The sequence below is a fragment of the Micromonospora sp. NPDC049529 genome, from assembly GCF_055586685.1.
The window spans coordinates 263,325-286,360 of sequence record NZ_JBVJHT010000012.1; the positions used below are offsets into that span (position 1 = coordinate 263,325).

Genomic DNA, 23,036 nt, shown 5'->3' on the forward strand with positions numbered 1-23,036 from the left:
GCCCGGGTGCGGGCGCACCCGGGCACCAGCGACGCCCCAGCCCAGTGACTGACCGGGAAGCCGGCCGCCCGTTCAGGCGGTCGCGTGGTACGCGAGGACTCCCCGGTTGATCGCCACCATCGCCTGCCGGGCGGTCGCCCGCAGGTCGGCACTTGCGCCGTTGGCGTTGGCGAGCTGACCGAGCAGGTCGACCACCTGCCGGGTCCAGCGGACGAAGTCCCCGGCCGGCATGTCCCCGTCGAGGTTGTGACCGCTGCCCAGAACCTTGGTCAACGCCTCGCCCCTGGCCCACCGGTAGATCGGCCAGACGAACCCCAGATCGGGCTCACGGGTCGATTCCAGCCCCTGGGCGGCCTCGTCGGCCTCCAACTCGCCCCAGAGCTGCACGGTGGCGTCGACGGCGTCGGAAACGCCGCCGCGCGGCACCGAAGCCCGCTCCTCGGCATCCCGACGGGCCTCGAACACCACCACCGAGACCGCCGCCGCCAACTCGGCCGGGGCGAGCCCGTCCCAGATCCCGCGCCGCAGGCACTCGGCGACCAGCAGGTCCGCCTCGGTCCAGATCCGCCCCAGCATCCGGCCCGCGTCGGTCACCTCGCCCTCCGGGGTGAGATAGCCGCGCGAGGCGAGCAGCCCACAGATCCGGTCGAACGTACGGGCCAACGAACCGGTACGCCCCGACACCCGCTCCCGCAGCTCGTCGGTGTCCCGCTCCAGCCGGCGACGCCGTTCCGCCCAGCGGGCGTGTTCCTCCCGGTCGGTGCAGGCGTGACACGGGTGCCGGCGCAGCTCGACGCGCAACTGGGTGAGCCGGTCGTCCTCGCCGCTGCTCCGGCCCCGGCTGCCCCGCCGCGAGTGGCGGTCCAGACCCAGCCCGTTGAGCGCCGCCCCCAGGTCGCGGCGAGCGGCCGGGGAGCGGTGGTTGAAGTTCTTCGGCACCCTGATCCGGGCCAGTACCTCGGCCGGGGTGGTGAAGTCCGCCGGGGTGATCCGGCCGGCCCACCGGTCCTGGGTGAGCACCAGCGGCCGGGGCTCGCCGAAGCCCGGCGCACCCGGTTCGAGCACCACCGCCAGCCCCGCCCGGCGACCGGCCGGAACCCGGATCACGTCACCGATCCGCAGCCGTTCCAGGGCGGTGATGGCGGCGTTGCGGCGCTGGGTCTGCCCCTGCCGGTTCAACGCCCGCTCGCGCTCACCGATCATCGTGCGGAGCGCGAAGTATTCGTCGAAGTTGCCGTGGTGGCACTCCGCCTCGACGCCGTACGCCTCGATCGTCTCGACGTTGCGCTGCACCTGTCGGGCCAGGCCGACCACCGACCGGTCGGCCTGGAACTGCGCGAACGAGGATTCGAGCAGCACCCGCGCGGATTCCGCGCCGACCGAGCCGACCAGGTTCACCGCCATGTTGTACGACGGGCGGAAGCTCGACCGCAGCGGATAGGTCCGGGTGGAGGCGAGCCCGGCCACGTGCCGGGGATCCACCTCCGGCGACCAGACCACCACCGCGTGTCCCTCGACGTCGATGCCCCGCCGGCCGGCCCGCCCGGTGAGCTGGGTGTACTCCCCCGGCGTCAGGTCCACGTGCGCCTCGCCGTTGAACTTCACCAGCCGCTCCAGCACCACGCACCGGGCCGGCATGTTGATGCCCAGCGCCAGCGTCTCGGTGGCGAAGACCGCCTTGACCAGGCCCCGGACGAACAGCTCCTCGACCACCTCCTTGAAGGCGGGGAGCATGCCGGCGTGGTGGGCGGCCAGGCCCCGTTCCAGCCCGTCGAGCCACTCCCAGTAGCCGAGCACCGCCAGGTCCTCGCCGGGGATGCTGGTGATCCGCGCCTCCACCACCCGGCGGATCTCGGTCCGCTCGTCCGGCGTGGTCAGGCGCAGGCCGGCGGCGAGACACTGCTGCACGGCGGCGTCGCAACCGGCGCGACTGAAGATGAACAGGATCGCCGGCAGCAGGTCCTCGCGTTCCAGCCGCTCGACGATCTCGTGCCGCAGCGGTCCGCGCCACCGTGGCCCTCGCCCGCCGCTGCGTCCCCAGCCGGGCCCGTGCGTCCGCCCGTCGCCGAGTTCGAGCCGGCGCAGCATCTCCCGGGTGTAGCGCAGCAGTTCCGGGTGCACGTCGTGCTTGCGGGCGGCGTCGGCGTCGTGGAACAGGTCGAAGTTGCGCCGCCCGACCAGCATGTGCTGCCAGAGCGGCACCGGCCGGTGCTCGCTGACCACCACCTCGGTCTCGCCCCGGACGGTGATCAACCAGTCGGCGAACTCCTCGGCGTTGGAGACGGTGGCCGAGAGCGACACCAGGGTCACCGACTCCGGCAGGTGGATGATCACCTCTTCCCACACCCCGCCCCGGAACCGGTCGGCGAGGTAGTGGACCTCGTCCATCACCACGTACGCCAGACCGGCCAGGGTGGCGGAGCCGGCGTAGAGCATGTTGCGCAGGACCTCGGTGGTCATCACCACCACCGGGGCGTCCCCGTTGATCGCGTTGTCACCGGTGAGCAGCCCGACCTGGTCGGCACCGTACCGGTCGACCAGGTCGTGGTACTTCTGGTTCGACAGCGCCTTGATCGGGGTGGTGTAGAAGCATTTCCGCACGGCCGGCGGCTCGACCACCGGCGGCGCCCCGGCTGCCGGCGGCCGGCCCCGCAGTGCCAGGTGCACGGCGAACTCGCCGACCACGGTCTTGCCGGCGCCGGTGGGGGCGCAGACCAGCACCCCGCTGCCGCGCTCCAGTGCCTGGCACGCCTCACGCTGGAAGTCGTCGAGGTCGAACCCCAGATCGAGGGCGAACTCGTCCAACGCGGGAAACATGGTGACCTGCGCGGCCCGGCGGCGCGCCGCTGCGTACCGCTCGGCGGGGCTCGACATAGGGTCAAGATTAATGCGTCCCGGCACCACTCATGCGGTGAGGCCGTCGAGCAGACGGGTCGGACCCGGTCGGTAGGGTGCACGGCGTGCCGGACCATGCCGAACCGCCCAAGCCCCGTACGCCGAGCGGACCCGCCGACGCGCTCCCGGCACCACCACGCCGGCCGGTCGACGCGGTGCTCTTCGACTTCCACGGCACCCTCGCCCAGGTGGAGGACCCGGTCAGCTGGGTGATCGCCGGCGCGGCCGAGTGCGGCACCGCGCTGGACCGGGGTCGGGCGACCGTGCTCGCCGACCGGTTGATCACCGCTGGCCGGGCCGGTGGACCGTTGCCGAACCGGGTGCCGCCGCAACTGGCCGAGGTGTGGGCCAACCGTGATCTCTACGAGTACGCGCACCGGGCCGCGTACACCGGGCTCGCCGGCACCGTGAACACCGGCGTGGAGGGCCTCGCCGAGGCGCTCTACGAGCGGCTGCTCCGGCCGGAGGGCTGGGTGCCGTACCCGGACACGGCCGGCGCCCTGCGGGCCCTACGAGCGGCCGGGGTGCCGGTCGCCATGGTCAGCAACATCGGCTTCGACATCCGGCCGTTCTTCACCGCCTGGGGGCTCGACGACCTGATCGACACGTACGTGCTCTCGTACGAGGTGGGCCGTTGCAAGCCCGACCCGGACATCTTCCGGCGGGCCTGCGCGGCGCTGCGGGTCGACCCGGAGCGGGCCCTGATGGTCGGCGACAGCCCGGCGGATGCCGGCGCGGTCCGTGCCGGCTGCGCCACCCTGCTGCTGCCGGCGGCCGAGGCGGGCCGGCCGAACGGCCTGGGCGCGGTCCTCGACCTGGCGATCCCCGACGGCGGCTGAGCGGCCGACCGGCCCGGTCCGGTCGGCCGCTCACCGCAGCAGGCGGGCCGCGCCCGGCACCGCGTCCACGGTCACCGGCAGCGGTCCGATCCGCTCACCGTCGGCGTAGCAGACGATGCCCTCGGCGGCGGCGAGTTCCACCGTCCGGGCCCGGTAGCTGCGCACCCGTGGGTGGTCGACGTGGGTGCCCCGGTAGACCCGCGGCTTGATCCGGATCAGCGTGCCCCGACCGACGGCCCCGGCGACCACCACGTCGAGCCGCCCGTCGGTGGGGTCGGCGGCCGGGCAGATCCGCATGCCGCCGCCGTAGCTCGCGCAGTTGCCGATCGCGACCAGCACCGCCTCGATCTCGTGCGCGACCCCGTCCAGGCGCAGCGTGTAGGACCGTGGCCGGAGCCGGGCGAGTTCGACCAGGATCGCCAGGTCGTAGCGGATCGGGCCGCGCGGCCAGCGCATCCGGTTGGCCCGTTCGTTCACTATCGCGTCGAACCCGGCCGCGAGCACCGCGCCGTACCAGCGCGGCGGTGCGTCCGCACCGGTGATTCGGGCCAGGTCGACCGGGCGGGCCAGGCCGGCGCGGAGCGCCCCGGCGATCACGTCGGCGGCGGCGATCGGGTCGGCAGGAAAGCCGGTCTCCACCGCGAAGTCGTTGCCGGTGCCGACCGGGACCGGGCCGAACCCGACCGGTGTGCCGGCGACGGCCTGCAGGGCCGCGTGCACGGTGCCGTCACCGCCGACCGCGACGAGCGCGGCGGCGCCGTCGGCCACCGCGGCGCCGCAGCCGGCCAGGGCCTGTTCGGCCGTACGCGCCTCGATCAGGCGGACCGGGCGGCCGGCGGCGCGCAGCCGGTCCAGTACGCCGGGCAGCAGGTCACGGTGCCGCCCCCGGCCGGCGGTCGAATTGGCCAGTACGGCCACCGGCCCGTCCCCGATCGGGACGGAGGCGGAACCGATCGGGTCACGGCGCTGCGGCACGGTCACGGCGAGCACGGTACCGCCCGGCGTCGAGGATCGCCGATCCCTCGTTCGCCGGGCGGTGGTGACCGTCTGGTCGTTCGTGCCGTGACCGTGCTCAGGTCATGTCGTCGTAACGGCTGTCGATCGGCTGCGGCGGCGCCACCGGTGCCACCGTGTCGACCCGGGCGGTGGCCTCGACCGGCTCCGGCTCGTGCGTCAACGGGGAGACCTCGTCGTCGTCGAGACCGGCGTAGACCTCCTTGCCCCGCCCGCGCCGTTTGTCGTTGATGAACGCGACCCCGACGGCGGCGAAGTAGAGCAGGGAGAGGCAGAGTGCCAACGCCGTCATGCCGAACGGGTCCGGCGTCGGGGTGACCACCGCGGAGAAGGCGAAGAACAGGAAGATGACGACCCGCCACCAGCTCAGCAACCGCCGGGCGCTGGCGATGCCTACGAAGTTGAGCATCAGGATCACCAGCGGGAACTCGAACGCCACCCCGAACATCAGGATCATGCTGGTGACGAACGAGATGTAGCGGGTGACCTCCAGTTGGGTGTCGAGGCCGGTGACCCCGGACTCAAGCAGGAACTGGAGTCCCTTGTGTACGACGAAGTACGCCAGGAACGCGCCACCGGCGAACAGCGGGGCGGCCAGACCGGTGAACGCGTACGCGTAGCGCCGCTCGTGCCGGTGCAGACCGGGCGCGATGAACGCCCAGAGCTGGTAGAGCCAGACCGGTGCGGCGACGACCAGACCCACCCACAGTGCGATCTTGAGGCGGAGCAGGAAGCCGTCGGCCGGGCCGAGCTGGGTCATCTGACAGCTGCCGTCGGGCTTCGTCATCCCCGGCAGGTCGCAGTAGGGCGCCTTGAGGAGTTCGAAAACCGCGTCGGCCAGCCACATGCCGACGGCGAACCCGACCACGATCGCCAGCGACGCCCGGAACAGCCGGGTGCGCAGGTCGCGGACGTGCTCGATCAGCGTCATCGAGCCGTCGGCGGCCCGCTCGAATTGACTCGGTCCGCGCTTGCGGAGTGCGAAGGCCACGATGCTCGGGCCTCTCCGGGTCAGTTGTCGCGGACGCGCTGCACCGGGTCGGTGACCGGCGGCGCGGGCGGCTGGTAACCCGGCTGGTGCACGCTGCTCGGCTGGATCACCGGATCCGGCGTGTACGGCTGCCGGCTGTGCTGCGCGTCGGCCTTCTCGGCCAGGTCCTTGTCATCGTCGGTGAGGCTCTTGGTCTCGGCCTTGATGATGCGCAGCGAACGGCCCAGCGAGCGGGCCGCGTCGGGGAGCCGCTTCGCGCCGAAGAGCAGGATCAGCACGACCACAAGTACGGCGATATGCCACGGCTTGAGGGCACCCATGGGAAGCTCCAGTCGGTCTTCGTGGAATTGCGAGTGTCGGGGCCCATCGTACGTGTGTTCACGGCCCGTGCCACCCGTCGGGATGCATCCGGTCGCATCCGGTCGGTGAAGTCTTGACCAACACAAGCGCCCCGTCAACCCGCACAATGGCCTCTTCCTGCCCGAACAGCCTCGACCGGGGCCGAAACGGGGCAGCGAGCCGATCACTCCCCGTGTTTGGCCTTGATCAAAATGAGACGTTGCTGGGTGACCTCCGCCTGCCGTTGCAGGACATCGAGCCGCTCCTGGAGCGTCTCCGCCCGAGTGGCGAGCGCCTCTACCTGTCCCTGTCGGCGCAGCAGGGCGAGCGCGGCCCGTTCCAGGCCGGGCAGCCGGGACAGGACCGGCCGGACCGCCAGTACGAGCACCAGGAGAGCGAACAACACCACCGCGAGGACGATCCAGGTCACCACGCCGGTCAGCCTAGTGCCCGACTGCGGCCGGTGTCGGCACGGCGTACGCGTCGAGCGCGGCGGCGGCGGAGTCGCGTACCTGTTCCACCAGGTCCACCGGGGACACCACGGTCACCTCCGGACCGAGCCCGAGAACGAACCGGCGGGCCCAGTCCAGGTCGGTAACCCGCAGCGACACCAGCCACTGGTCGCCGTCGCCCGGCTCGATCTGCTCGCACGGGTAGTACTCCGTGATCCACCGACCACCGCGGCCGACCCGCAGGGTGACCAGGGGCAGGTCGGGGGCGGGGCGGAAGACACCTGCGCTGAAGTCGTGCAACCGGGCCTGCGGGGGCGCCATCGCGGGCTCGTCCAGCTCGGTCTGCGCGTCGATCCGGTCGGCCCGGAACATCCGTACCGCCTCGGCCCGCCGGCACCACGCCTCAAGGTACGCGCGGCCGCCGACCATCAGCACCCGGATCGGGTCGATGGTGCGTTCGGTCGTCTCGTCGCGGGCGGCGGTGTAGTAGGTGATCCGTAGCGCCCGCCCGCGCTGGACCGCGCCGTGCAGGGCCTCGACCCGGTCGTCGTCGCCGGCCATCCGGACCTCGACCGGGGCGTCGGCGAGATCCCCGGCGGCGTCCTCGATCTTCGCCAGCGCCCGCTCGATCGCGTCCCGGTTGGCGATGCCCGGCGTCTCGACGAGCATCCGCAGCGCCACGACCAGCGCCAGCGCCTCGTCGGGGGTGAGCCGCAGCGGCCGGTCGATGCCGGCGTCGTAGGTGATGGTGACCCGGTCCCCGTCGAAGGCCATGTCGATCAGGTCACCGGGACCGTAGCCGGGCAGGCCGCAGACCCAGAGCAGCTCCAGGTCCTCGCGCAGCTGCCGCTCGCTGACGCCGAGGTCGGTGGCCGCCTCGGCCAGTTCGATCCCCGGCCGGGCCAGCAGGTACGGCACGAGGTTGAGCAGCCGGGCGAGCCGGTCGGCCGAGGCTCGCGATCCACTCATAACGTCACTCCGTCGGGTGCTCATGCGCCGGCCCCGCCCACCATCACGTCGTGCTGGGTGGCGATCTCCTTGAGGCGCTGGATGACCGCGTCCCGGACCTCCGGCGGGTCGAGCACCCGGACGTCGGGACCGTAGCCGACCAGGGTGCCGGCGAGCGCCTCGGGGTCGGCGTACGGCAGCACCAGCCGGTCCCCGTCCGGACCGGAGATGATCTCCTGGGCCGAGCGGCGCAGGCCGGCGGCCCGACCCGGCCGGGCCAGTACGGTCGCCCGCCCGGTCCGCTCGACCGGCCCGAACCAGCGGGACACGTGACTGATCAGGTCGACGCCCTCGGGTGGGGCGTAGCCGCCCGGCCGACCGACCGTGCGGACCGTGCCGACCACCCGGGACAGGCGGAAGCACCGGGTCGCCGCCCGGTCGAGGTCGTGCCCGACGACGTACCAGCGGCCCCGCCAGCAGACCACGCCCCACGGTTGCAGCCGGCGGCTGGTCGACACGTCGTCGTCGGGCACCCGGTAGTCGAAGGTGACCGCCCGGCGGTCCCGGGCGGCGGCGGTCAGCGGCGCGAACGCCGGGTCGACCGTGACCACCGGTTCCATGCCCAGGGTCGCCTGCGGGTCGACGTCGATGCCGGCGGCCCGCAGCTTGGCCAGCCCGGAGGAGGCGGCGGCGGCCAGGCCGGCGTGCTGCCAGAGCCGGGCGGCGATGCCGACGGCGGCGGCCTCGTCGGGCTCCAGCGGGATCTCGGGCAGGGCGTACTCGCGGTGCGCGATCCGGTAACCGGGCTCGGTGTCGAACACGCTGGCCGTGCCGGTCTCCAGCGGCACGCCGAGTTCGCGCAGTTCCGCCTTGTCACGTTCGAACTTGCGCTGGAACGCCTCGTGGTCACGCGGGTCGTCCGGATCGTGCTCGTAACCGGGCACGGTCGCGGCGATCTGGGCGGCGGTCAGGAACCGCCGCGTGGACAGCAGACATATCACCAGGTTGACCAGGCGTTCGGTGCGGCTCCGCGACACCTGCAAGACGCTAGCAGTGTTGCCCCGACACGTAAGCACCCACACGGGTGTGGGAAGCAATCCGATCCATCCGTCATGTCGTCCGCAGGCCCATAGGCTGGCGCCATGGCGAGATCGCCGGAGGGCGCGCAGAGTGTCGGCACGGTGATCATCGCCGGGGCGGCCAACCTGACGATCGCTGCGGCCAAGACGCTCGCGGGCCTGCTCAGCGGCTCGGCGGCGGTGCTGTCGGAGGCCGCCCACTCGTTCGCCGACACCACCACCGAGGTGCTGCTCTTCGTCGCGCTGCGCCGGGGTAACCGACCGGCCGACGAGGAACGGCCGTTCGGACACGGACGGGAGAGCTACGCCTGGGCGTTCCTGGCCGCCTGCTTCACCTTCGTCGGGGGCGGCGTCTTCTCGATCACCCAGGGCGTCCAGGCCATCCAGACCGACCAGCGCCAGGACGACAACCTCATCTCGTACGTGGTGCTGGCCATCTCGGCCGTCGCCGAGGGAATCTCGTGGCGCCGGGCACGCCGGCAGATCAAGGGTCGTGCCCGGCGGTTCTCGGTCAGCCCGTGGCGGGTGGTGCAACGTACCCCGGACACCACCGTGAAGGCGGTCTTCTTCGAGGACAGCGCGGCCCTGATCGGGCTCGTGCTGGCCGCCGCCGGGGTGGGAATCTCCCAGCTGACGGACGACACCTTCTGGGACGGGCTTGCCTCGATCATGATCGGTCTGCTGCTGCTGGTGGTGGCCGTGACCCTGGCCAGGAGCAACCTGTCGCTGCTACTCGGCCGGTCCGCCGGGCCGGTCACCCGGGACGAGATCTACCGGGAACTGGTCGGCGTACCGACGGTGGCGCGGGTCGACACCCTGCTGACCCTGCAACTGGGCCCGGACGAGATCCTGGTCGCCGCGAAGATCGATTTCGAGGACGACGCCACCGGTGCCGCCATCGAGGCCGCGGCGGACGAGGCCGAGCGGCGACTGATCGCCCGCAACCCCGCCGTACGGTTCGTCTTCCTCGACCCGACCGGTTCCAAGGCACCGGACATCGAGCAGGACGGCCCGGACTGACCGGCGCCCCCGCCGCCCGGCCGCCCACCCACCCGGCTACCGTGCCGGACATGGTGCGATGGCGGTCCGCGACGGTGACGGCGGTACGGCGGCAGTGGCGCGGCGCGGTCGAACTGGAGGCGACGCTGCCCGACGGCACCACCGTCCGGGCGCTGGCCTACCCCGCACTGGTCGGCACCCCGGAACCCGGCGACCGGGTCCTGCTCAACGTCGGCGCCCTGCTGATGGGGCTCGGCACCGGCGGGTACGCCCTGGTCGTCGCGGTCCCCGACCGGCTACCGGCCGACCCGCCGGAGACGGTCGACACCCGCGACGGCGGGCACCTGGTGAAGGCGCGCTACACCCCGCTGCAACCGATCCTGCTCGGCGCGGACGAGGAGGCGTCACCGCACCGGGCCGCCCTGGTCGACGCCGACGACCTCGCCGGACTGCCGGTGGTCACCGCCGACCTGCACTCCGCGCTCCCGGCGATCGTCGCCGGGATCCGGGCCGACGCGCCACGGGCCGCGATCGCCTACCTGATGACCGACGGCGGGGCACTGCCGGCCTGGTTCTCCCGTACGCTGGCCGCCCTCGCCGACGAACTCGTCGGCACGGTCACCGTCGGCCAGGCCTTCGGCGGTGACCTGGAGGCCACCAACCTGCACGCCGGGCTGCTCGCCGCCCGGCACGTGCTGCGGGCGGACATCGCGATCGTGGCGCAGGGTCCGGGCAACCTCGGCACCGGAACCCGCTGGGGATTCTCCGGGGTCGCGGTCGGTGAGGCCGTCAACGCGGTGACCACGCTGGGCGGTCGCCCGGTCGGCTCGCTGCGCATCTCCGGTGCCGACGCCCGGGACCGGCACCGTGGTCTGTCCCATCACAGCGTCACCGCGTACGGCCGGGTCGCGCTCACCCGAGCGGACCTGGTGCTGCCGAACGGCCTGGAGCCGGCGCTGGCCGCCGAGGTGGAGCAGGCGCTGGCACCGCTGGCCCGGCGGCACCGGGTGGTCCGGGTGGACACGCACGGGCTGGACGCCGCGCTGCGGGCGGCCCCGGTCACGCTCTCCACGATGGGGCGGGGCCTGGACGCCGACCACGCCTACTTCCTCGCTGCGGCGGCAGCCGGCCGGCACGCGGCGACCCTTGCCGGATGAACCGGGCCGGCCGGCCTAGCTGAACACCACCACCGCGATCCAACCCGCGACGAGCAGCACCAACGCCGTCACCAACACCCAGGTCGGTACGGTGTACTCGCCTCGCCGGTTGCGCGCGATCTCTTCGACGATCTTCTCGCGGCGCCGGTTGACCCACCCCTGGCGCACCTGTTCGGAGCTGCGCTCGGGCGGATCCTCGGCGGAAGGGTCAGGAGACGTCATAACGCCCCGAGACTACCCGCCGCCGTCGCCGTCGCGTACGCCGACCCTGCCCTGCTCACATGCTCGCGATCAGCCGCTCCACCCGCTCGTCGTAGGCCCGGAACGGGTCCTTGCACAGCACGGTGCGCTGCGCCTGGTCGTTGAGCTTCAGGTGCACCCAGTCCACGGTGAAGTCCCGCCGCTTCTCCTGCGCGTGCCGGATGAACTCGCCGCGCAGCCGGGCCCGGGTGGTCTGCGGTGGCGTCTCCTTCGCCTCGAAGATCTCCGGGTCGGTGGCGATCCGGTCCACCTGACCGCGCCGCTCCAGCAGGCCGTACAGACCGCGCCCACGGCGGACGTCGTGGTAGGCCAGGTCCATCTGGGCCACCCGGGGGTGGGACAGCGGCAGGTCGTGCTTGGCCTGGTAGCGCTCGATCAGGCGCAGCTTGCTGACCCAGTCGATCTCTCGGGAGACCGGTTCGAGGTCGCCGCTCTCCACCGCGTTGAGCACCCGGCCCCAGAGCTCCACCACCCGCTTCGCGGTCTGGTCGCCACCCCGGCGCTCGACGAACTCGGTCGCCTTGGCCAGGTACTCCTGCTGGATCTCCAGCGCGCTGATCTCCTTGTTCGAGGCCAGCCTGACCTTGCGGCGGCCGGTGATGTCGTGCGACACCTCCCGGATCGCCCGGATCGGGTTCTCCAGCGACAGGTCCCGCATCACCACCCCCGCCTCGATCATCCGCAGCACGATGTCCGCGGTGCCGACCTTGAGCAGGGTGGTGACCTCGTTCATGTTGGAGTCGCCGACGATCACGTGCAGCCGGCGGTAGCGCTCGGCGTCGGCGTGCGGCTCGTCCCGGGTGTTGATGATCGGCCGGCTCCGGGTGGTCGCCGACGACACGCCCTCCCAGATGTGCTCCGCCCGCTGGGACAGGCAGTACACCGCGCCGCGCGGAGTCTGCAGCACCTTGCCCGCCCCGCAGATCAACTGCCGGGTCACCAGGAACGGGATCAGGACGTCGGCCAGCCGGCCGAACTCCCCGTGCCGGGAGACCAGATAGTTCTCGTGGCAGCCGTACGAGTTGCCGGCCGAGTCGGTGTTGTTCTTGAACAGGTAGATCTCACCGGCGATGCCCTCGTCGTGCAGCCTCTTCTCGGCGTCGACGAGCAACCCCTCGAGGATCCGCTCACCGGCCCGGTCGTGCGCGACCAGGTCGGTGACCGAGTCGCACTCCGGCGTCGCGTACTCCGGATGGGACCCGACGTCGAGATAGAGCCGGGCCCCGTTGCGCAGGAAGACATTGCTGGATCGTCCCCAGGACACCACCCGACGGAAGAGGTAGCGGGCGACCTCGTCCGGGGAGAGTCGCCGCTGACCGCGGTAGGTGCAGGTGACGCCGTACTCGGTCTCAAGACCGAAGATTCGCCGCTCCATGAACAGACACTAGCCGCCCGAGGCCGCGGAATGGTCGCCCTCGGGGTGCGCATTCCGCGCGTCGGCGCCGAAACTCCCCGCGGAACGGTTGATGCGGCCGGGCCGGCGGGCCCGGCGGCGACCTCAGCGCAGCAGGTTGAGCAGGTATTCGCCGTATCCGCTCTTGAGCAACGGGAGGGCGAGCGCGCGGAGTTGATCGTCGTCGATCAGGCCGGCTCGCCAGGCGACCTCCTCCACACAGCCGATCTTCATGCCCTGGCGCTCCTCGATCACCCGGACGAACTCGGCCGCCTGCATCATCGAGGTGAAGGTGCCGGTGTCGAGCCACGCGGTCCCCCGGTCCAGCACCGTCACGCTCAGCTCGCCGAGCTCGCGGTACGCCTCGTTGACCGCGGTGATCTCCAGCTCGCCCCGGTCGCTCGGACGCAGGTCGCGGGCGATCTTGACCACCCGGTTGTCGTAGAAGTAGAGGCCGGGTACGGCGTAACGGGACTTCGGCGTCGCCGGCTTCTCCTCGATCGAGAGCACCTGCCCGCGCTCGTCGAAGTCGACCACCCCGTACTCCTCCGGGTTGGCCACCTGGTAGGCGAAGACCCGCCCACCGACCAGGTCGTTCTGCCCGGCGAGCTGCCGACCGAGGCCGACGCCGTGGAAGATGTTGTCGCCGAGGACCAGCGCCACCGAGTCGTCGCCGATGAAGTCGGCACCGAGGACGAACGCCTGCGCGATGCCCTCCGGACGAGGCTGGGCGCGGTACTCCAGGCGCAGGCCGAACTGGCTCCCGTCACCCAGCAGACGACGGAACTGGTCCTGGTCGTCGGGCGTGGTGATGACCAGGATCTCCCGAATGCCGGACATGACCAGTGTGGAGAGGGGATAGTAGATCATCGGCTTGTCGAAGACCGGCATCAGCTGCTTCGATACCGCCTTGGTCAACGGCCACAGCCGCGAGCCGGTGCCACCGGCGAGCAGGATTCCACGCACTCGGGGAGAGTACCGACTCTGCGTGACGTCGGCACGCCCATGTGCCGCCCGGTTCCGCCTACTCGTCGCGTAGACTCACCAACCCGTACGGATCCCCCGTCCACGGGCCGGATCCCAGGGCTCGGCCGGTGAAGCGAGGCGGGGAATGACCGAACGGAACGGCAACTGGCTGGTCACCGGTGCCGGCGGCATGCTCGGCCGGGACCTGGTGACGGTCCTCGGGGCCGACCACGCCCGCCGGATCACCGCCGCCACCAGGGCGGAACTGGACCTGACCGACGCCGACGCGGTACGCGCCGCGGTGAGCGGACACGATGTCGTGATCAACGCTGCCGCCTGGACCAACGTCGACGCGGCCGAGACCAGCGAGGACGAGGCCACCGCCGTCAACGGACTCGGCGTCGAGAACCTCGCCCGCGCCTGCGCCCTCACCGGGGCACGACTGCTGCACGTCTCGACCGACTACGTCTTCCCCGGCGACGCCGACCGCCCCTACCCCGAGGACGCCCCGACCGACCCGATCAACGCGTACGGGCGCAGCAAGCTCGTCGGCGAACAGGCCGTGACCCGGCTGCTGCCGGAGACCGGTTACGTGGTCCGTACCGCCTGGCTCTACGGCACCCACGGCCAGAACTTCGTCAACACCATGCTGCGGCTCGCCACCGAGCGTGACCAGCTCGCCGTGGTCGACGACCAACTCGGCCAGCCCACCTGGTCCCACGCGCTGGCGTCCCAGCTGGTCGACCTCGGTACCGCCGCCCGGTCCGGACGGGCGCCGGCCGGCGTCTACCACGGCACCGCGTCCGGGCAGACCACCTGGTTCGGCCTGGCCCGCGCGGTGTTCGCGCTCACCGGCCTCGATCCGGAACGGGTCCGCCCCACCACGAGTGAGAGCTACGTCCGGCCGGCCCGACGCCCGGCCTACAGCGTGCTGGCCCACGATCGCTGGCGGTCGGCGGGCCTGACACCCATGCCAGACTGGCACGAGATGCTCGGCCGCGCGCTGGCCAGCCGGGGCCTCGTCGCCGCCACCTGACCCACCCGCCGGGCTGCGCCCCCCGCGTAGCCGGGCGACCATCCGACCCCCGGGAGAGAACGCCGACATGCCCGACCCGAACACCGGTTCCCTCGACCACACCCGCCTACCCCGGGTCAGCGCGATCGTGCTCGCGTGGAAAGCCGAGCCGCTGCTACGCCGTTCCGTGGAGTCGCTGCTCGCCTCGGCGAAGGTGGAGGTCGAGGTGGTGCTCGTCGACAACGGCTGCACCACCGACGACGTCGAGGTGCTGGCGAAGCTGCCCGGTGTGGTGGTGGCCGGGAAGGGCGAGAACGTCGGCTTCTCCGCCGGCTGCAACCTGGGCGTCGCGGCCTCCAGCGGCGACTACGTGGCGCTGGTCAACGGCGACGCGATCGTCGAACCGAACACCCTGGCCCGGCTGGTCGAGGTGGTGGACCAGTCGGACGTGGGCATCGCCGCCGGCGCGGTCCGGCTGGCCGACGAGCCCGAACTGCTCAACTCCTCGGGCAACGAGGTGCACGTGCTGGGAGTGAGCTGGATCGGCGGCTTCCGGGAACGGGAGACCCGGTCCGAGCCGACCGAGACCGCCGGGGCGATGGGCGCCTGCCTGGTGACCTCCCGCAGCCACTGGGACCGGCTGGGTGGCTTCGACCCGCACTACTTCGCCTACCACGAGGACGCCGACCTCTCCATCCGTACCTGGCGGGTCGGTCTGCGGGTGCTCAACGTTCCGGACGCGGTCGCCCTGCACCGGTACGAGTTCAGCCGCAACAGCTTCAAGTACTACCTGGTGGAACGGAACCGGCTGATGTTCGTGGCCACCCTCTGGGGTCGCCGCTCGCTGCTGCTGCTCGCCCCGCCACTGCTCGCCCTGGAACTGGTCATGCTGCTGCTCTCGGTCAAGGAGGGCTGGCTGCGGGACAAGCTGCGCGGCTACGGCTGGCTCTGGCAGCACCGCAAGCACCTCGGCGAGCGCCGCCGGCAGTTGCAGACCGAGCGGACCGTGCCGGACCGGGACTGGATGCGGGTGCTGACCGACCGGTTCAACACCCCGCTGATCAGCCCGCCCGGAGTGGGGCTGCTGAACGTGATGATGGCGGCGTACTGGCGGGTGGTCGGTCGCTGGGTCTGACGCCACCCGCCCCACCGGACACCGGGTCAGCCCTCGGGCTGCTCGGTGTCCTTCGTTTCCAGGTCGGCCGAGGCCGCCGAGACGGCGGGCTTGTCCGGGCCGGTGGCCGGGGTCGCCGGCCCGGCCGGGGTGAGCGCGTCGGGCTCGGCGCCCTTCGGCTCCGCCTCCCCGTCGAGCAGGCCGGTCAGGGCCGCACCGGTGATCCGCCGGAAGGTACGCCCGATTCGGCGCCGGTCCAGCACCGCGACCTCAAGCTGGTTGGCCGCGATCGTCCTGGCCGCGCCACCTTCGCCGCCGACGCTGCCCAGGGACTGGACCGCGAGCCGTACGGCCTCGCTGAGCGACATGTCGTTGCGGTGGTTGTCGCGCAGCGCGCCGGTGATCGCCTCGCTCTGCCCACCCATCGCCATCCGACCGGGCTCGTCGTTGACCGAGCCGTCGTAGGTGAGCCGGTAGATCTCGTCGTCGTCCGGACCGACACCGACCTCGGCGACGCAGATCTCCACCTCGAACGGCTTCGACTGCTCGGTGAAGATCGCACCCAGGGTCTGCGCGTACGCGTTGGCCAGGGCCCGGCCGGTCACGTCCCGGCGGTCGTAGCTGAGCCCGTTCAGGTCGGCCATCCGTACGCCCGCGCGACGGAGGTTCTCGAACTCGTTGTAGCGGCCGACCGCGGCGAAGCCGATCCGGTCGTAGATCTCACTGACCTTGTGCAGGGCGCTGGACAGGTTCTCCGCGACGAAGAGGATCCCGCCCTCGTAGCTGAGTACCACCGCGCTACGGCCCCGGGCGATGCCCTTGCGGGCCAACTCGGAGCGATCGCGCATGATCTGCTCTGGCGAGGCGTAGAACTGCATGGCCACGGCGGCGGTTCTCCTTACAAGCTGGTCTGGCGAGGTAACGAGCTGACGGCGTACGGCATTGGTCGGCCTCAGCCGCCCGGGTTCTCCATCCGGGCGGCGACGACGGCTTCGGCGACCGCAGCGGTCTCGGCCTCGGTGAGCCGGTTGGTCCCCTCCGCCGTGGCTGTCATCACCACCGGGTAGATCCGGCGGGTCAGGTCGGGGCCACCGGTGGCGGTGTCGTCGTCGGCCGCGTCGTAGAGCGCCTCGACGGCGAGCCGGACCACCTCGTCGGTGCTCAGGCCGGGCCGGTAGCGCTTCTTCAGCGCCGAGCGGGCGAACAGCGAGCCGGAGCCGATGGCGTCGTAGCCGGTCTCCTCGTAGGGGCCGCCCGCGACGTCGAAGCTGAAGATCCGGCCGGCCTTGGCCGGGTCGGCGACGGCGAGGTCGAAGCCGGCGAAGAGCGGGATCACGGCCAGCCCCTGCATGGCCGCGCCGAGGTTGCCGCGGATCATCGAGGCGAGCCGGTTGGCCTTGCCGTCGAGGGAGAGGACCGCACCCTCGATCTTCTCGTAGTGCTCAAGCTCGACCTGGAACAGTCGCATCATCTCGATGCCGATGCCGGCGGTGCCGGCGATACCGACCAGGGAGTGCCGGTCCGCCGGGTGGACCTTCTGGATGTCCCGGCTGGAGATCATGTTGCCCATGGTGGCCCGGCGGTCACCGGCCATCACCACGCCGGTGGCGCTGGTGATGGCCACGATGGTGGTCGCGTGCGGTGCGATGTCGGCCGCCAGCCCCGGCGGCAGCGGCCGTCGACCGGGCAGCAGCTCAGGCGCGACCTTGCTCAGGAACTGTGTGAAGGAGGACGTCCCCGCGTTGGTGAACACATCTGGTAGCCGCCCGGATGGATCAAAACCCGCTGCCACGTGGTTCCTCTCAGTACGTGATCGCCAATGCCGAACGCCCTGCGCCGTCGCCGAACCGGCCACGACCACCGTTACGGTTGAAGCAGACTACCGTCTGCTTCAGGCCGACGCGATGATCGCGGTACCGGCGTGGTGCGACGGACGCGGACGGCTTGCCGGGAGCCCGATCGGAGGCTACTGGCCACCCTTTTGGACATAGCCCCGGACGAACTCTTCCGCGTTCTCCTCCAGGACGGAGTCGATCTCGTCGAGCAGGTCGTCGACGTCCTCGGTGATCTCGGCGTGCCGCTCCGCGACCTCGGGATTCGCCTCGGTGGTGACGTCCTCGACCTCTTCGTCGCGGCGTCCCTTGCCGGACTGGGACTGACCGCCGGTGTCACGGGTAGCCATCTGGTGCCTCCTCCACGATCGCTTGGAAGAAACTTACCTCGGAAGAGCGACAGAACGGGGCGGCGCCCGCGACCTTTACCGCTCGCCTGCCCGATTCGTGGCCCGTCCCCAGGGCACCGGACGGGCCACCGGACGGCCGGGTTCTACCCGGCGGCGGGCAGCGCGGCCGGTGGCCGACTCCGGTCCGAGGCGTCGGTGCGGTCGGTCGGGCCGCCGGAGGGTACGGGCACCGGGTCCGCCGGAGCACCGCCGCCGGGAGCACCGGGCGTGCCGCCCCGGCGCCGCAGGCGGGGCGGCCAGTCCTTGAGCCGGAGCGCCTGCTTCTCCACCAGGTTCCAGAAGAGCGCGGCGGCTCCCCCGCCTCAGTTGCCGGTGATCGTCTCCAACAGGTCCTTGGCGCTCGGGCAGCGGTCGAACAGCGCGCCGACGTGCTTGCGGGTGCCCCGCTCGGGCTCCATCATCGGCACCCGGACCAGCGACTCCCGGCCGACGTCGAAGATGACCGAGTCCCAACTGGCCGCGACCACCTCGGAGGCGTACTGGGCGAGGCAGCGACCTCGGAAGTAGGCGCGGGTGTCCTCGGGCGGCTCGACCATCGCGAGCCGGGTCTGCTCGTCGGGCAGCAGGGTGGCCATCGAACCACGGGCGACCAGGCGGTGGTAGAGACCCTTCTCCGGCCGTACGTCGGAGTACTGGAGATCGACCAGTTGCAGCTTGTGCGACGCCCAGCCGAGCTTCTCCCGCTCCCGGTAGCCCTCCAGCAGCCGGAGCTTGGCCACCCAGTCCAGCTCACCGGCGCAGAGCATCGGGTCGCGGCCGAGCCGGTCCAGTACGCCCTCCCAGCGTTCGAGCACGTCCAGGGTCTGCTCGTCGGCGTCGTCGCCGTACCGGTCCTCGACGAACGCGCGGGCCCGCTCGTAGTACGCCCACTGCAGGTCGAGGGCGGTGAGCCGGCGGCCGTCGCGCAGCCGCAGCAGGTGTGACAGCGACGGGTCGTGGCTGACCGCGCGCAGGTCCGCCACCGGGTCGGCGATGCCGAGGTCGGGGCTGAGCGCCTTCTCCTCGATCATCGTCAGGACCAGGGCGGTGGTGCCGACCTTGAGGTAGGTGGAGATCTCGGAGAGGTTCGCGTCGCCGATGATCACGTGCAGCCGGCGGTACTTGTCGGCGTCCGAGTGCGGCTCGTCGCGGGTGTTGATGATCGGCCGCTTCAGGGTGGTCTCCAGGCCGACCTCGACCTCGAAGAAGTCCGCACGTTGGGAGATCTGGAAACCCGGCTGCGAACCGTCCTGGCCGATGCCGACCCGACCGGCCCCGCAGAAGATCTGCCGGGTCACGAAGAACGGGGTGAGGTACGTGACGATGTCGGCGAACGGGGTCTGCCGGCGCATCAGGTAGTTCTCGTGCGCGCCGTAGCTGGCGCCCTTGTTGTCGGTGTTGTTCTTGTAGAGATGGATCGGGTGGGTACCGGGAATCGTCTCGGCCCGGCGGGCCGCCTCGGCCATCACCCGCTCCCCCGCCTTGTCCCAGCGGACCAGGTCCATCGGGTTGGTCACCTCGGGAGTCGAGTACTCCGGGTGGGCGTGGTCGACGTAGAGCCGGGCACCGTTGGTCAGTATCACGTTGGCCAGGCCCAGATCCTCGTCGGCGAGTGCCTCGGCCGGATCGTAGGCCGCACCGGAGTAGGTGAACCCGCGCGCGTCGCGCAGCGGTGACTCCTCCTCGTAGTCCCACCGAGCACGACCGCCACGGGTCAGCTCGGGACGTGCGCCGTAGGCGTTGACCACCTGTGACGAGGTGACCATCGGATTGGCCCCGGCCTGCCCGGGAACCGAGATTCCGTATTCGACCTCGGCGCCCATGATCCGCCGCACGCTCATGCCGCTGCCCCACTTTCCTCTTCCATGAGGCGAGCGTAGTCCGCTTTCAGGCTCATCCGTTCGCCCGATGTGACGACACGGCCGCGGAATGCACCTATTGGCCGGTGTCACCCCGTTGGCGCGGTTGCGCGCCGTGGCGGAGCAGCGACGGCGGCCGGCGGGCGCTAGTCGCGCTGGACGGGCAACGGGTACGGGTCCACGTCGACCGGTTGCCGTTGCCTCGGCACCGCCGGTCGGGCCGTCGGCGGGGGCACCGGCTCGTAGCGGCGGACCAGCGCCAGGCCCAGCACCACCATCGCCCGTCCCAGGTAGAACGAGGCCTTGGCGACGGACTGGCTCGGCGTACCGGCCATCCGGGCCCGCATGGCGACCGGGACCTGCACCACCCGCAGGCCGACCCGGGCCACGTGCACCACGGTCTCGACCGTGTCGCCGAGGTACTCCACCGGATAGGCGCGGGCGAACAACTCGATCACCCGCCGGTTCGCCGCCCGGAACCCCGAGGTGGTGTCGGTCAGCCGCGAACCGGTGATCCGGCTGAGTACGGCCGCCAGCAACGACATCGCGTACCGACGCGGACCCCGTACGGCGTAGTCGCCGACACCCGCGAACCGGGCACCGATCACCAGGTCGGCGTGATCCAGGGCGGCCACCAGCTCGGGTACGAACAGCGGGTCGTGCTGGCCGTCCGCGTCGACCTGGATCGCCACGTCGTAGTCGTGGTCGCGGGCGTACCGGTAGCCGAGCCGCATCGCCCCGCCGACGCCGAGGTTGAACGGCAGTTGCAGCACCGCCGCGCCGGCCGACCGGGCCTGCGCCGAGGTCCGGTCGCGGGAGCCGTCGTCGACGACGAGCACGTCGACGGTGGGCAGGGCGGTGCCGACCTCGCGTACCACGTCGGCGATGGAGCCGGCCTCGTTCCAGGCCGGGATGACGATCAGGATCCGCTGGTCACCGATCACCGTTCCACCTCTGCCCCGCGGACCTCGGCCCGCAGCAGCGCCACGTCCTCGGCGAGCACCCGCGTCTCCTCCTCCAGCCGGCTGAGTTCCCAGCTGAGGTGGATGCTGATCAGCAGCAGGAAGACCACCCCGCCGAACAGCACCAGGCTCACGCCGCTGACCACGCCGAGCGCACCGGCGATCTCGTCCGGCAGCCGGGGGAAGAAGGCGAGCGGCAACGCCACCAGCGCGACGGCGATCCAGAGCGCCGCGTACTTCTCCCGCAGTTGGCGGCGGCGCATCAGCTCGACCACGACCACCAGCAGGACCAGGCCGGTGATTCCGGTCAGGAGAGTGAGTCGCATCAGGAGGTCCGTTCCTCTCGCGTACGCGGGCCGGCGGCGACGTCGATCAGCTCCCGCTCGCCGGGCGGCGGTTCCGGGGCCAGGCCGTCGGGGACGGGGACGGGCCCGGCGGGCAGCACCCGGTCGGGCACGGTGAGCCGCCAGTGGTAGGCGACCAGGATCGCGCCGGCCACGGCGGCGAGCAGGATCGGGGTGGCCGAGCCGAGCGCCGGGTGCCAGGCGCCGCCGAGCACGTTGAACGAGATCACCCCGGGCCGGCCCGGCAGCCCGGACTGGTACCGCACCATCAGGTAGGCCAGCGCGGCCAGGTGGGCGGGGACCAGCAGGATCACGAACAGCCGGATCAGCTTGCGCAGCGGATCGACCAGGCCACTCTCGGCCACCGTGTACGCCGCCAGGATCGGCACCCCGACCAGCAGCGGCAGGAAGTACCGCCCCTGACCGATGAACGCGTACTCGTTGACGTTGATCGCCTCGATGACGCTGGGGACCAGCATGCCGAGCACGCCGAGTCCGGCGACCCGCCACCGGGCGGCGTTCCCGCCCAGGGCGAGCGCCAGCAGGACCAGCGTGCCGACCGAGAAATACCAGGCGAGGTTGAGCAGGATCGGCAGCGGGGTGTCGAGCCAGCCGAGGACGCCGACGAGTTCCTGGACGTAGCTCCGCCACCGGTCGAAGACCTCGATCTTCATCGCGTCGACCAGGCTCAGGTGCCGGCTGCCCACCCCGTTCGGGGTGATCTCGGCGGCCTTCTTCCAGAGCGTCCAGCCGACCGAGGCGATCCCGGTCAGCGCGAGCGCCCCGGCCAGGATCCAGAACCGCCGGGACCGCAGCAGGGCGCGGTACGCCGGCAGGGTCAGCCCGATCAGCATGACCGCGGCGATGACCGCGAACCAGGCCGGGCCACCCGACCGTACGGTGAGCAGCACCGCCCCGCCGACCCCGGCGAGCCACCAGGCGGACCGCCGCCGGCCGGCGCCGTCGGGTTCCAGCAGGATGGCGATGAGCGCGACGACCAGGGCGGCACCGGCGGCGATCTCGACCGCGTTCGGGTTGATCGCCCCGGCGAGGTGGGCGGTGATGGGGGTGACCGCGACCAGGATGGCGCCGAACGCCAGCCGGTGCCGCAGCGACAGGGCCACCGACGTCGCCCACGCGAACAGCGCCGCGACCAGGGCGGCACTCACCAGCCGGGCAAGCAGGACGCCGGCCATGTTCGGGGAGAGCACCAGCGGCCAGCCGACGGTGAGGTAGTAGGCGGGGTTGTAGCGGCCGGCCGGGGTGAGCACCTTGACCAGGGTGTCGTCACCGCCCGGCGGGCGGGCACAGCTCGCCGGCTGGTCCGCGTGGTGGGCGAAGCAGTTGGTGCGGATCAGGCTCTTCGGCACCTCGTGGTACGCGCCGGGAAACTTGCCCTCTTTCGCGGGGGCGGGGGCGATATCGCCGGAGGCCACTCCGTACGCGTGCTGGATGTGTCGCATCTCGTCCGGCGTGCCGTCGTACGGTGTGGCGATGGCCCAAGCCGCGAACAGCAGGAAGTAGCCGGCGAACGGCAACATCACCCGGAGTAGCAGGCTGGTGGGGTGCCGGGCCGACGATGGTGGCCGTGCTGGTGCGGCCATGGGGGTGGTCACGGGTGCCGAGGGTACTCGATGTCGGCCCCCGGACGGGTTCGGGCCTGAGCGCGTTCCGGTGCGTACGTCGCTATGCTCACCGGTCGTGACGACGACTGCCGACCAGAGCGCTCCCGACACCCGGGACCCCGCGTCCGCGACCGCCCCGCCGACCGGGCTGCTGCGCCAGCTCCTCAACAGCGGTTTTGTCCGGTACCTGGTCGTGGGCGGTGGCAGCGCGGCGCTCGACACCGGCCTGCTCTGGCTCCTGCACGGGGCGTTCCACGTGTGGCTGCCGTTGGCGACCTTCGTCGGGGTGGTGACCTCCACCGCGCTGAACTTCCTGCTCAACCGGAGCTGGGTCTTCTCCACCACCGGCGAGGCCGGCGGGCAGCTCGTCCGTTACCTCATCCTGGTCGGCGTCAACTGGGTGCTCACCGTGCTGATGGTGGCCGCCCTCGCCGGGCTGGGTCTGAACTACCTGGTGGCGAAGTGCCTGGCACTGGCGGTGCTGACGACGCTCAACTTCGTGCTCTACCGGGCCTGGGTCTTCCGCGACCCGCGGCCGGCACCCGCCCCGGAGTGAGTCCGGG

Annotated in this window: 24 protein-coding genes; 6 read left to right on the forward strand and 18 right to left on the reverse strand. The window is 71.6% G+C overall.

The features are described 5' to 3' along the window. Positions 1-72 precede the first annotated feature (72 nt). Entirely contained in the window at positions 73-2,874 is a 2,802-nt protein-coding gene (locus ACZ6QQ_RS22890) for a DEAD/DEAH box helicase (protein WP_465878872.1), read from the reverse strand. A gap of 86 nt (positions 2,875-2,960) precedes the next feature. Here ACZ6QQ_RS22890 and ACZ6QQ_RS22895 point away from each other — a divergent pair, with 86 nt between their 5' ends. Next, a complete protein-coding gene (locus ACZ6QQ_RS22895) occupies positions 2,961-3,734 on the forward strand; it encodes an HAD family hydrolase (RefSeq protein WP_465878874.1) in 774 nt (257 codons plus the stop codon). 30 nt (positions 3,735-3,764) lie between these two features. Here the strand turns inward: ACZ6QQ_RS22895 and ACZ6QQ_RS22900 are convergent, their stop codons facing one another. The 6 genes from ACZ6QQ_RS22900 to ACZ6QQ_RS22925 all read right to left on the reverse strand — a co-directional run bounded on the left by ACZ6QQ_RS22900 (position 3,765) and on the right by ACZ6QQ_RS22925 (position 8,515). After that, the gene (locus tag ACZ6QQ_RS22900; protein WP_465878946.1) at positions 3,765-4,688 is read right to left on the reverse strand and encodes a diacylglycerol kinase family protein; all 924 of its coding nucleotides are present in this window, start codon (positions 4,686-4,688) and stop codon (positions 3,765-3,767) included. Positions 4,689-4,806: 118 nt separating this feature from the next. Beyond that, the gene (gene tatC / locus ACZ6QQ_RS22905; protein ID WP_465878876.1) at positions 4,807-5,739 is read right to left on the reverse strand and encodes a twin-arginine translocase subunit TatC; all 933 of its coding nucleotides are present in this window, start codon (positions 5,737-5,739) and stop codon (positions 4,807-4,809) included. A gap of 20 nt (positions 5,740-5,759) precedes the next feature. Further along, positions 5,760-6,059: a Sec-independent protein translocase subunit TatA gene (gene tatA / locus ACZ6QQ_RS22910; RefSeq protein WP_326558564.1), complete on the reverse strand. Its 300-nt coding sequence runs from the start codon at positions 6,057-6,059 to the stop codon at positions 5,760-5,762. Between the two features lie 203 nt (positions 6,060-6,262). Further along, on the reverse strand, positions 6,263-6,511 hold the full coding sequence (locus ACZ6QQ_RS22915) for a hypothetical protein (protein WP_465878878.1): 249 nt from the start codon (positions 6,509-6,511) through the stop codon (positions 6,263-6,265). A gap of 10 nt (positions 6,512-6,521) precedes the next feature. Beyond that, on the reverse strand, positions 6,522-7,523 hold the full coding sequence (locus tag ACZ6QQ_RS22920; RefSeq protein WP_465878880.1) for a helix-turn-helix transcriptional regulator: 1,002 nt from the start codon (positions 7,521-7,523) through the stop codon (positions 6,522-6,524). After that, positions 7,520-8,515, reverse strand: a complete 996-nt coding sequence (locus ACZ6QQ_RS22925) for a helix-turn-helix transcriptional regulator (RefSeq protein WP_465878881.1) — start codon at positions 8,513-8,515, stop codon at positions 7,520-7,522. The genes ACZ6QQ_RS22920 and ACZ6QQ_RS22925 overlap by 4 nt, the downstream gene beginning before the upstream one ends. Before the next feature lie 105 nt (positions 8,516-8,620). Between ACZ6QQ_RS22925 and ACZ6QQ_RS22930 the strand changes: the two genes are divergently transcribed. Both ACZ6QQ_RS22930 and ACZ6QQ_RS22935 read left to right on the forward strand, forming a co-directional pair. Continuing rightward, the gene (locus tag ACZ6QQ_RS22930; RefSeq protein WP_465878883.1) at positions 8,621-9,577 is read left to right on the forward strand and encodes a cation diffusion facilitator family transporter; all 957 of its coding nucleotides are present in this window, start codon (positions 8,621-8,623) and stop codon (positions 9,575-9,577) included. Positions 9,578-9,627: 50 nt separating this feature from the next. Continuing rightward, complete coding sequence (locus ACZ6QQ_RS22935; RefSeq protein ID WP_465878885.1) at positions 9,628-10,713, forward strand: DUF3866 family protein; 1,086 nt, start codon at positions 9,628-9,630, stop codon at positions 10,711-10,713. A 15-nt stretch (positions 10,714-10,728) separates the two neighbouring features. Here ACZ6QQ_RS22935 and ACZ6QQ_RS22940 read toward each other — a convergent pair whose 3' ends face one another. The 3 genes from ACZ6QQ_RS22940 to rfbA form a co-directional block, all read right to left on the reverse strand. After that, on the reverse strand, positions 10,729-10,935 hold the full coding sequence (locus tag ACZ6QQ_RS22940) for a hypothetical protein (RefSeq protein ID WP_465878886.1): 207 nt from the start codon (positions 10,933-10,935) through the stop codon (positions 10,729-10,731). Positions 10,936-10,990: 55 nt separating this feature from the next. Further along, complete coding sequence (gene pafA / locus ACZ6QQ_RS22945; RefSeq protein WP_465878887.1) at positions 10,991-12,349, reverse strand: Pup--protein ligase; 1,359 nt, start codon at positions 12,347-12,349, stop codon at positions 10,991-10,993. A gap of 123 nt (positions 12,350-12,472) precedes the next feature. Continuing rightward, the gene (rfbA, locus tag ACZ6QQ_RS22950) at positions 12,473-13,333 is read right to left on the reverse strand and encodes a glucose-1-phosphate thymidylyltransferase RfbA (RefSeq protein WP_465878889.1); all 861 of its coding nucleotides are present in this window, start codon (positions 13,331-13,333) and stop codon (positions 12,473-12,475) included. Positions 13,334-13,478: 145 nt separating this feature from the next. Here rfbA and rfbD point away from each other — a divergent pair, with 145 nt between their 5' ends. Further along, positions 13,479-14,369, forward strand: coding sequence for a dTDP-4-dehydrorhamnose reductase (gene rfbD, locus ACZ6QQ_RS22955; protein ID WP_465878892.1), 891 nt, complete (start codon positions 13,479-13,481; stop codon positions 14,367-14,369). A 67-nt stretch (positions 14,370-14,436) separates the two neighbouring features. Further along, positions 14,437-15,483, forward strand: a complete 1,047-nt coding sequence (locus tag ACZ6QQ_RS22960; protein ID WP_465878894.1) for a glycosyltransferase family 2 protein — start codon at positions 14,437-14,439, stop codon at positions 15,481-15,483. Positions 15,484-15,509: 26 nt separating this feature from the next. Here ACZ6QQ_RS22960 and prcA read toward each other — a convergent pair whose 3' ends face one another. From prcA to ACZ6QQ_RS23000, 8 genes are all read right to left on the reverse strand, one after another. Beyond that, positions 15,510-16,346: a proteasome subunit alpha gene (gene prcA, locus ACZ6QQ_RS22965; protein WP_465878897.1), complete on the reverse strand. Its 837-nt coding sequence runs from the start codon at positions 16,344-16,346 to the stop codon at positions 15,510-15,512. A gap of 68 nt (positions 16,347-16,414) precedes the next feature. Further along, the gene (gene prcB, locus ACZ6QQ_RS22970) at positions 16,415-17,254 is read right to left on the reverse strand and encodes a proteasome subunit beta (RefSeq protein WP_363602788.1); all 840 of its coding nucleotides are present in this window, start codon (positions 17,252-17,254) and stop codon (positions 16,415-16,417) included. Between the two features lie 174 nt (positions 17,255-17,428). Further along, entirely contained in the window at positions 17,429-17,644 is a 216-nt protein-coding gene (locus ACZ6QQ_RS22975) for a ubiquitin-like protein Pup (RefSeq protein WP_329110119.1), read from the reverse strand. 143 nt (positions 17,645-17,787) lie between these two features. Continuing rightward, entirely contained in the window at positions 17,788-17,973 is a 186-nt protein-coding gene (locus tag ACZ6QQ_RS22980) for a hypothetical protein (protein WP_465878904.1), read from the reverse strand. Positions 17,974-18,006: 33 nt separating this feature from the next. Continuing rightward, positions 18,007-19,524 (reverse strand): depupylase/deamidase Dop, encoded by a 1,518-nt coding sequence (gene dop / locus ACZ6QQ_RS22985; RefSeq protein ID WP_465878906.1) that lies wholly within the window; start codon positions 19,522-19,524, stop codon positions 18,007-18,009. Positions 19,525-19,688: 164 nt separating this feature from the next. After that, positions 19,689-20,486 (reverse strand): glycosyltransferase family 2 protein, encoded by a 798-nt coding sequence (locus tag ACZ6QQ_RS22990; RefSeq protein ID WP_465878909.1) that lies wholly within the window; start codon positions 20,484-20,486, stop codon positions 19,689-19,691. Further along, a complete protein-coding gene (locus ACZ6QQ_RS22995; protein ID WP_465878911.1) occupies positions 20,483-20,830 on the reverse strand; it encodes a DUF2304 family protein in 348 nt (115 codons plus the stop codon). The genes ACZ6QQ_RS22990 and ACZ6QQ_RS22995 overlap by 4 nt, the downstream gene beginning before the upstream one ends. Beyond that, the gene (locus tag ACZ6QQ_RS23000) at positions 20,830-22,464 is read right to left on the reverse strand and encodes a DUF2142 domain-containing protein (RefSeq protein ID WP_465878913.1); all 1,635 of its coding nucleotides are present in this window, start codon (positions 22,462-22,464) and stop codon (positions 20,830-20,832) included. The genes ACZ6QQ_RS22995 and ACZ6QQ_RS23000 overlap by 1 nt, the downstream gene beginning before the upstream one ends. Positions 22,465-22,549: 85 nt before the next feature. Between ACZ6QQ_RS23000 and ACZ6QQ_RS23005 the strand changes: the two genes are divergently transcribed. Next, the gene (locus tag ACZ6QQ_RS23005; protein ID WP_465878914.1) at positions 22,550-23,029 is read left to right on the forward strand and encodes a GtrA family protein; all 480 of its coding nucleotides are present in this window, start codon (positions 22,550-22,552) and stop codon (positions 23,027-23,029) included. Positions 23,030-23,036 lie beyond the last annotated feature (7 nt).

What these genes read in the sequence shown, in the direction of transcription:
- ACZ6QQ_RS22890 (WP_465878872.1), bottom strand. Translation starts at nt 2,874, where the DNA reads ATGTCGAGCCCCGCCGAGCGGTACGCAGCGGCGCGCCGCCGGGCCGCG.
- tatA (WP_326558564.1), bottom strand. Translation starts at nt 6,059, where the DNA reads ATGGGTGCCCTCAAGCCGTGGCATATCGCCGTACTTGTGGTCGTGCTG.
- ACZ6QQ_RS22920 (WP_465878880.1), bottom strand. Translation starts at nt 7,523, where the DNA reads ATGAGCACCCGACGGAGTGACGTTATGAGTGGATCGCGAGCCTCGGCC.
- ACZ6QQ_RS22930 (WP_465878883.1), top strand. Translation starts at nt 8,621, where the DNA reads ATGGCGAGATCGCCGGAGGGCGCGCAGAGTGTCGGCACGGTGATCATC.
- ACZ6QQ_RS22935 (WP_465878885.1), top strand. Translation starts at nt 9,628, where the DNA reads ATGGTGCGATGGCGGTCCGCGACGGTGACGGCGGTACGGCGGCAGTGG.
- ACZ6QQ_RS22940 (WP_465878886.1), bottom strand. Translation starts at nt 10,935, where the DNA reads ATGACGTCTCCTGACCCTTCCGCCGAGGATCCGCCCGAGCGCAGCTCC.
- pafA (WP_465878887.1), bottom strand. Translation starts at nt 12,349, where the DNA reads ATGGAGCGGCGAATCTTCGGTCTTGAGACCGAGTACGGCGTCACCTGC.
- rfbD (WP_465878892.1), top strand. Translation starts at nt 13,479, where the DNA reads ATGACCGAACGGAACGGCAACTGGCTGGTCACCGGTGCCGGCGGCATG.
- ACZ6QQ_RS22960 (WP_465878894.1), top strand. Translation starts at nt 14,437, where the DNA reads ATGCCCGACCCGAACACCGGTTCCCTCGACCACACCCGCCTACCCCGG.
- ACZ6QQ_RS22975 (WP_329110119.1), bottom strand. Translation starts at nt 17,644, where the DNA reads ATGGCTACCCGTGACACCGGCGGTCAGTCCCAGTCCGGCAAGGGACGC.
- dop (WP_465878906.1), bottom strand. Translation starts at nt 19,524, where the DNA reads ATGAGCGTGCGGCGGATCATGGGCGCCGAGGTCGAATACGGAATCTCG.
- ACZ6QQ_RS22995 (WP_465878911.1), bottom strand. Translation starts at nt 20,830, where the DNA reads ATGCGACTCACTCTCCTGACCGGAATCACCGGCCTGGTCCTGCTGGTG.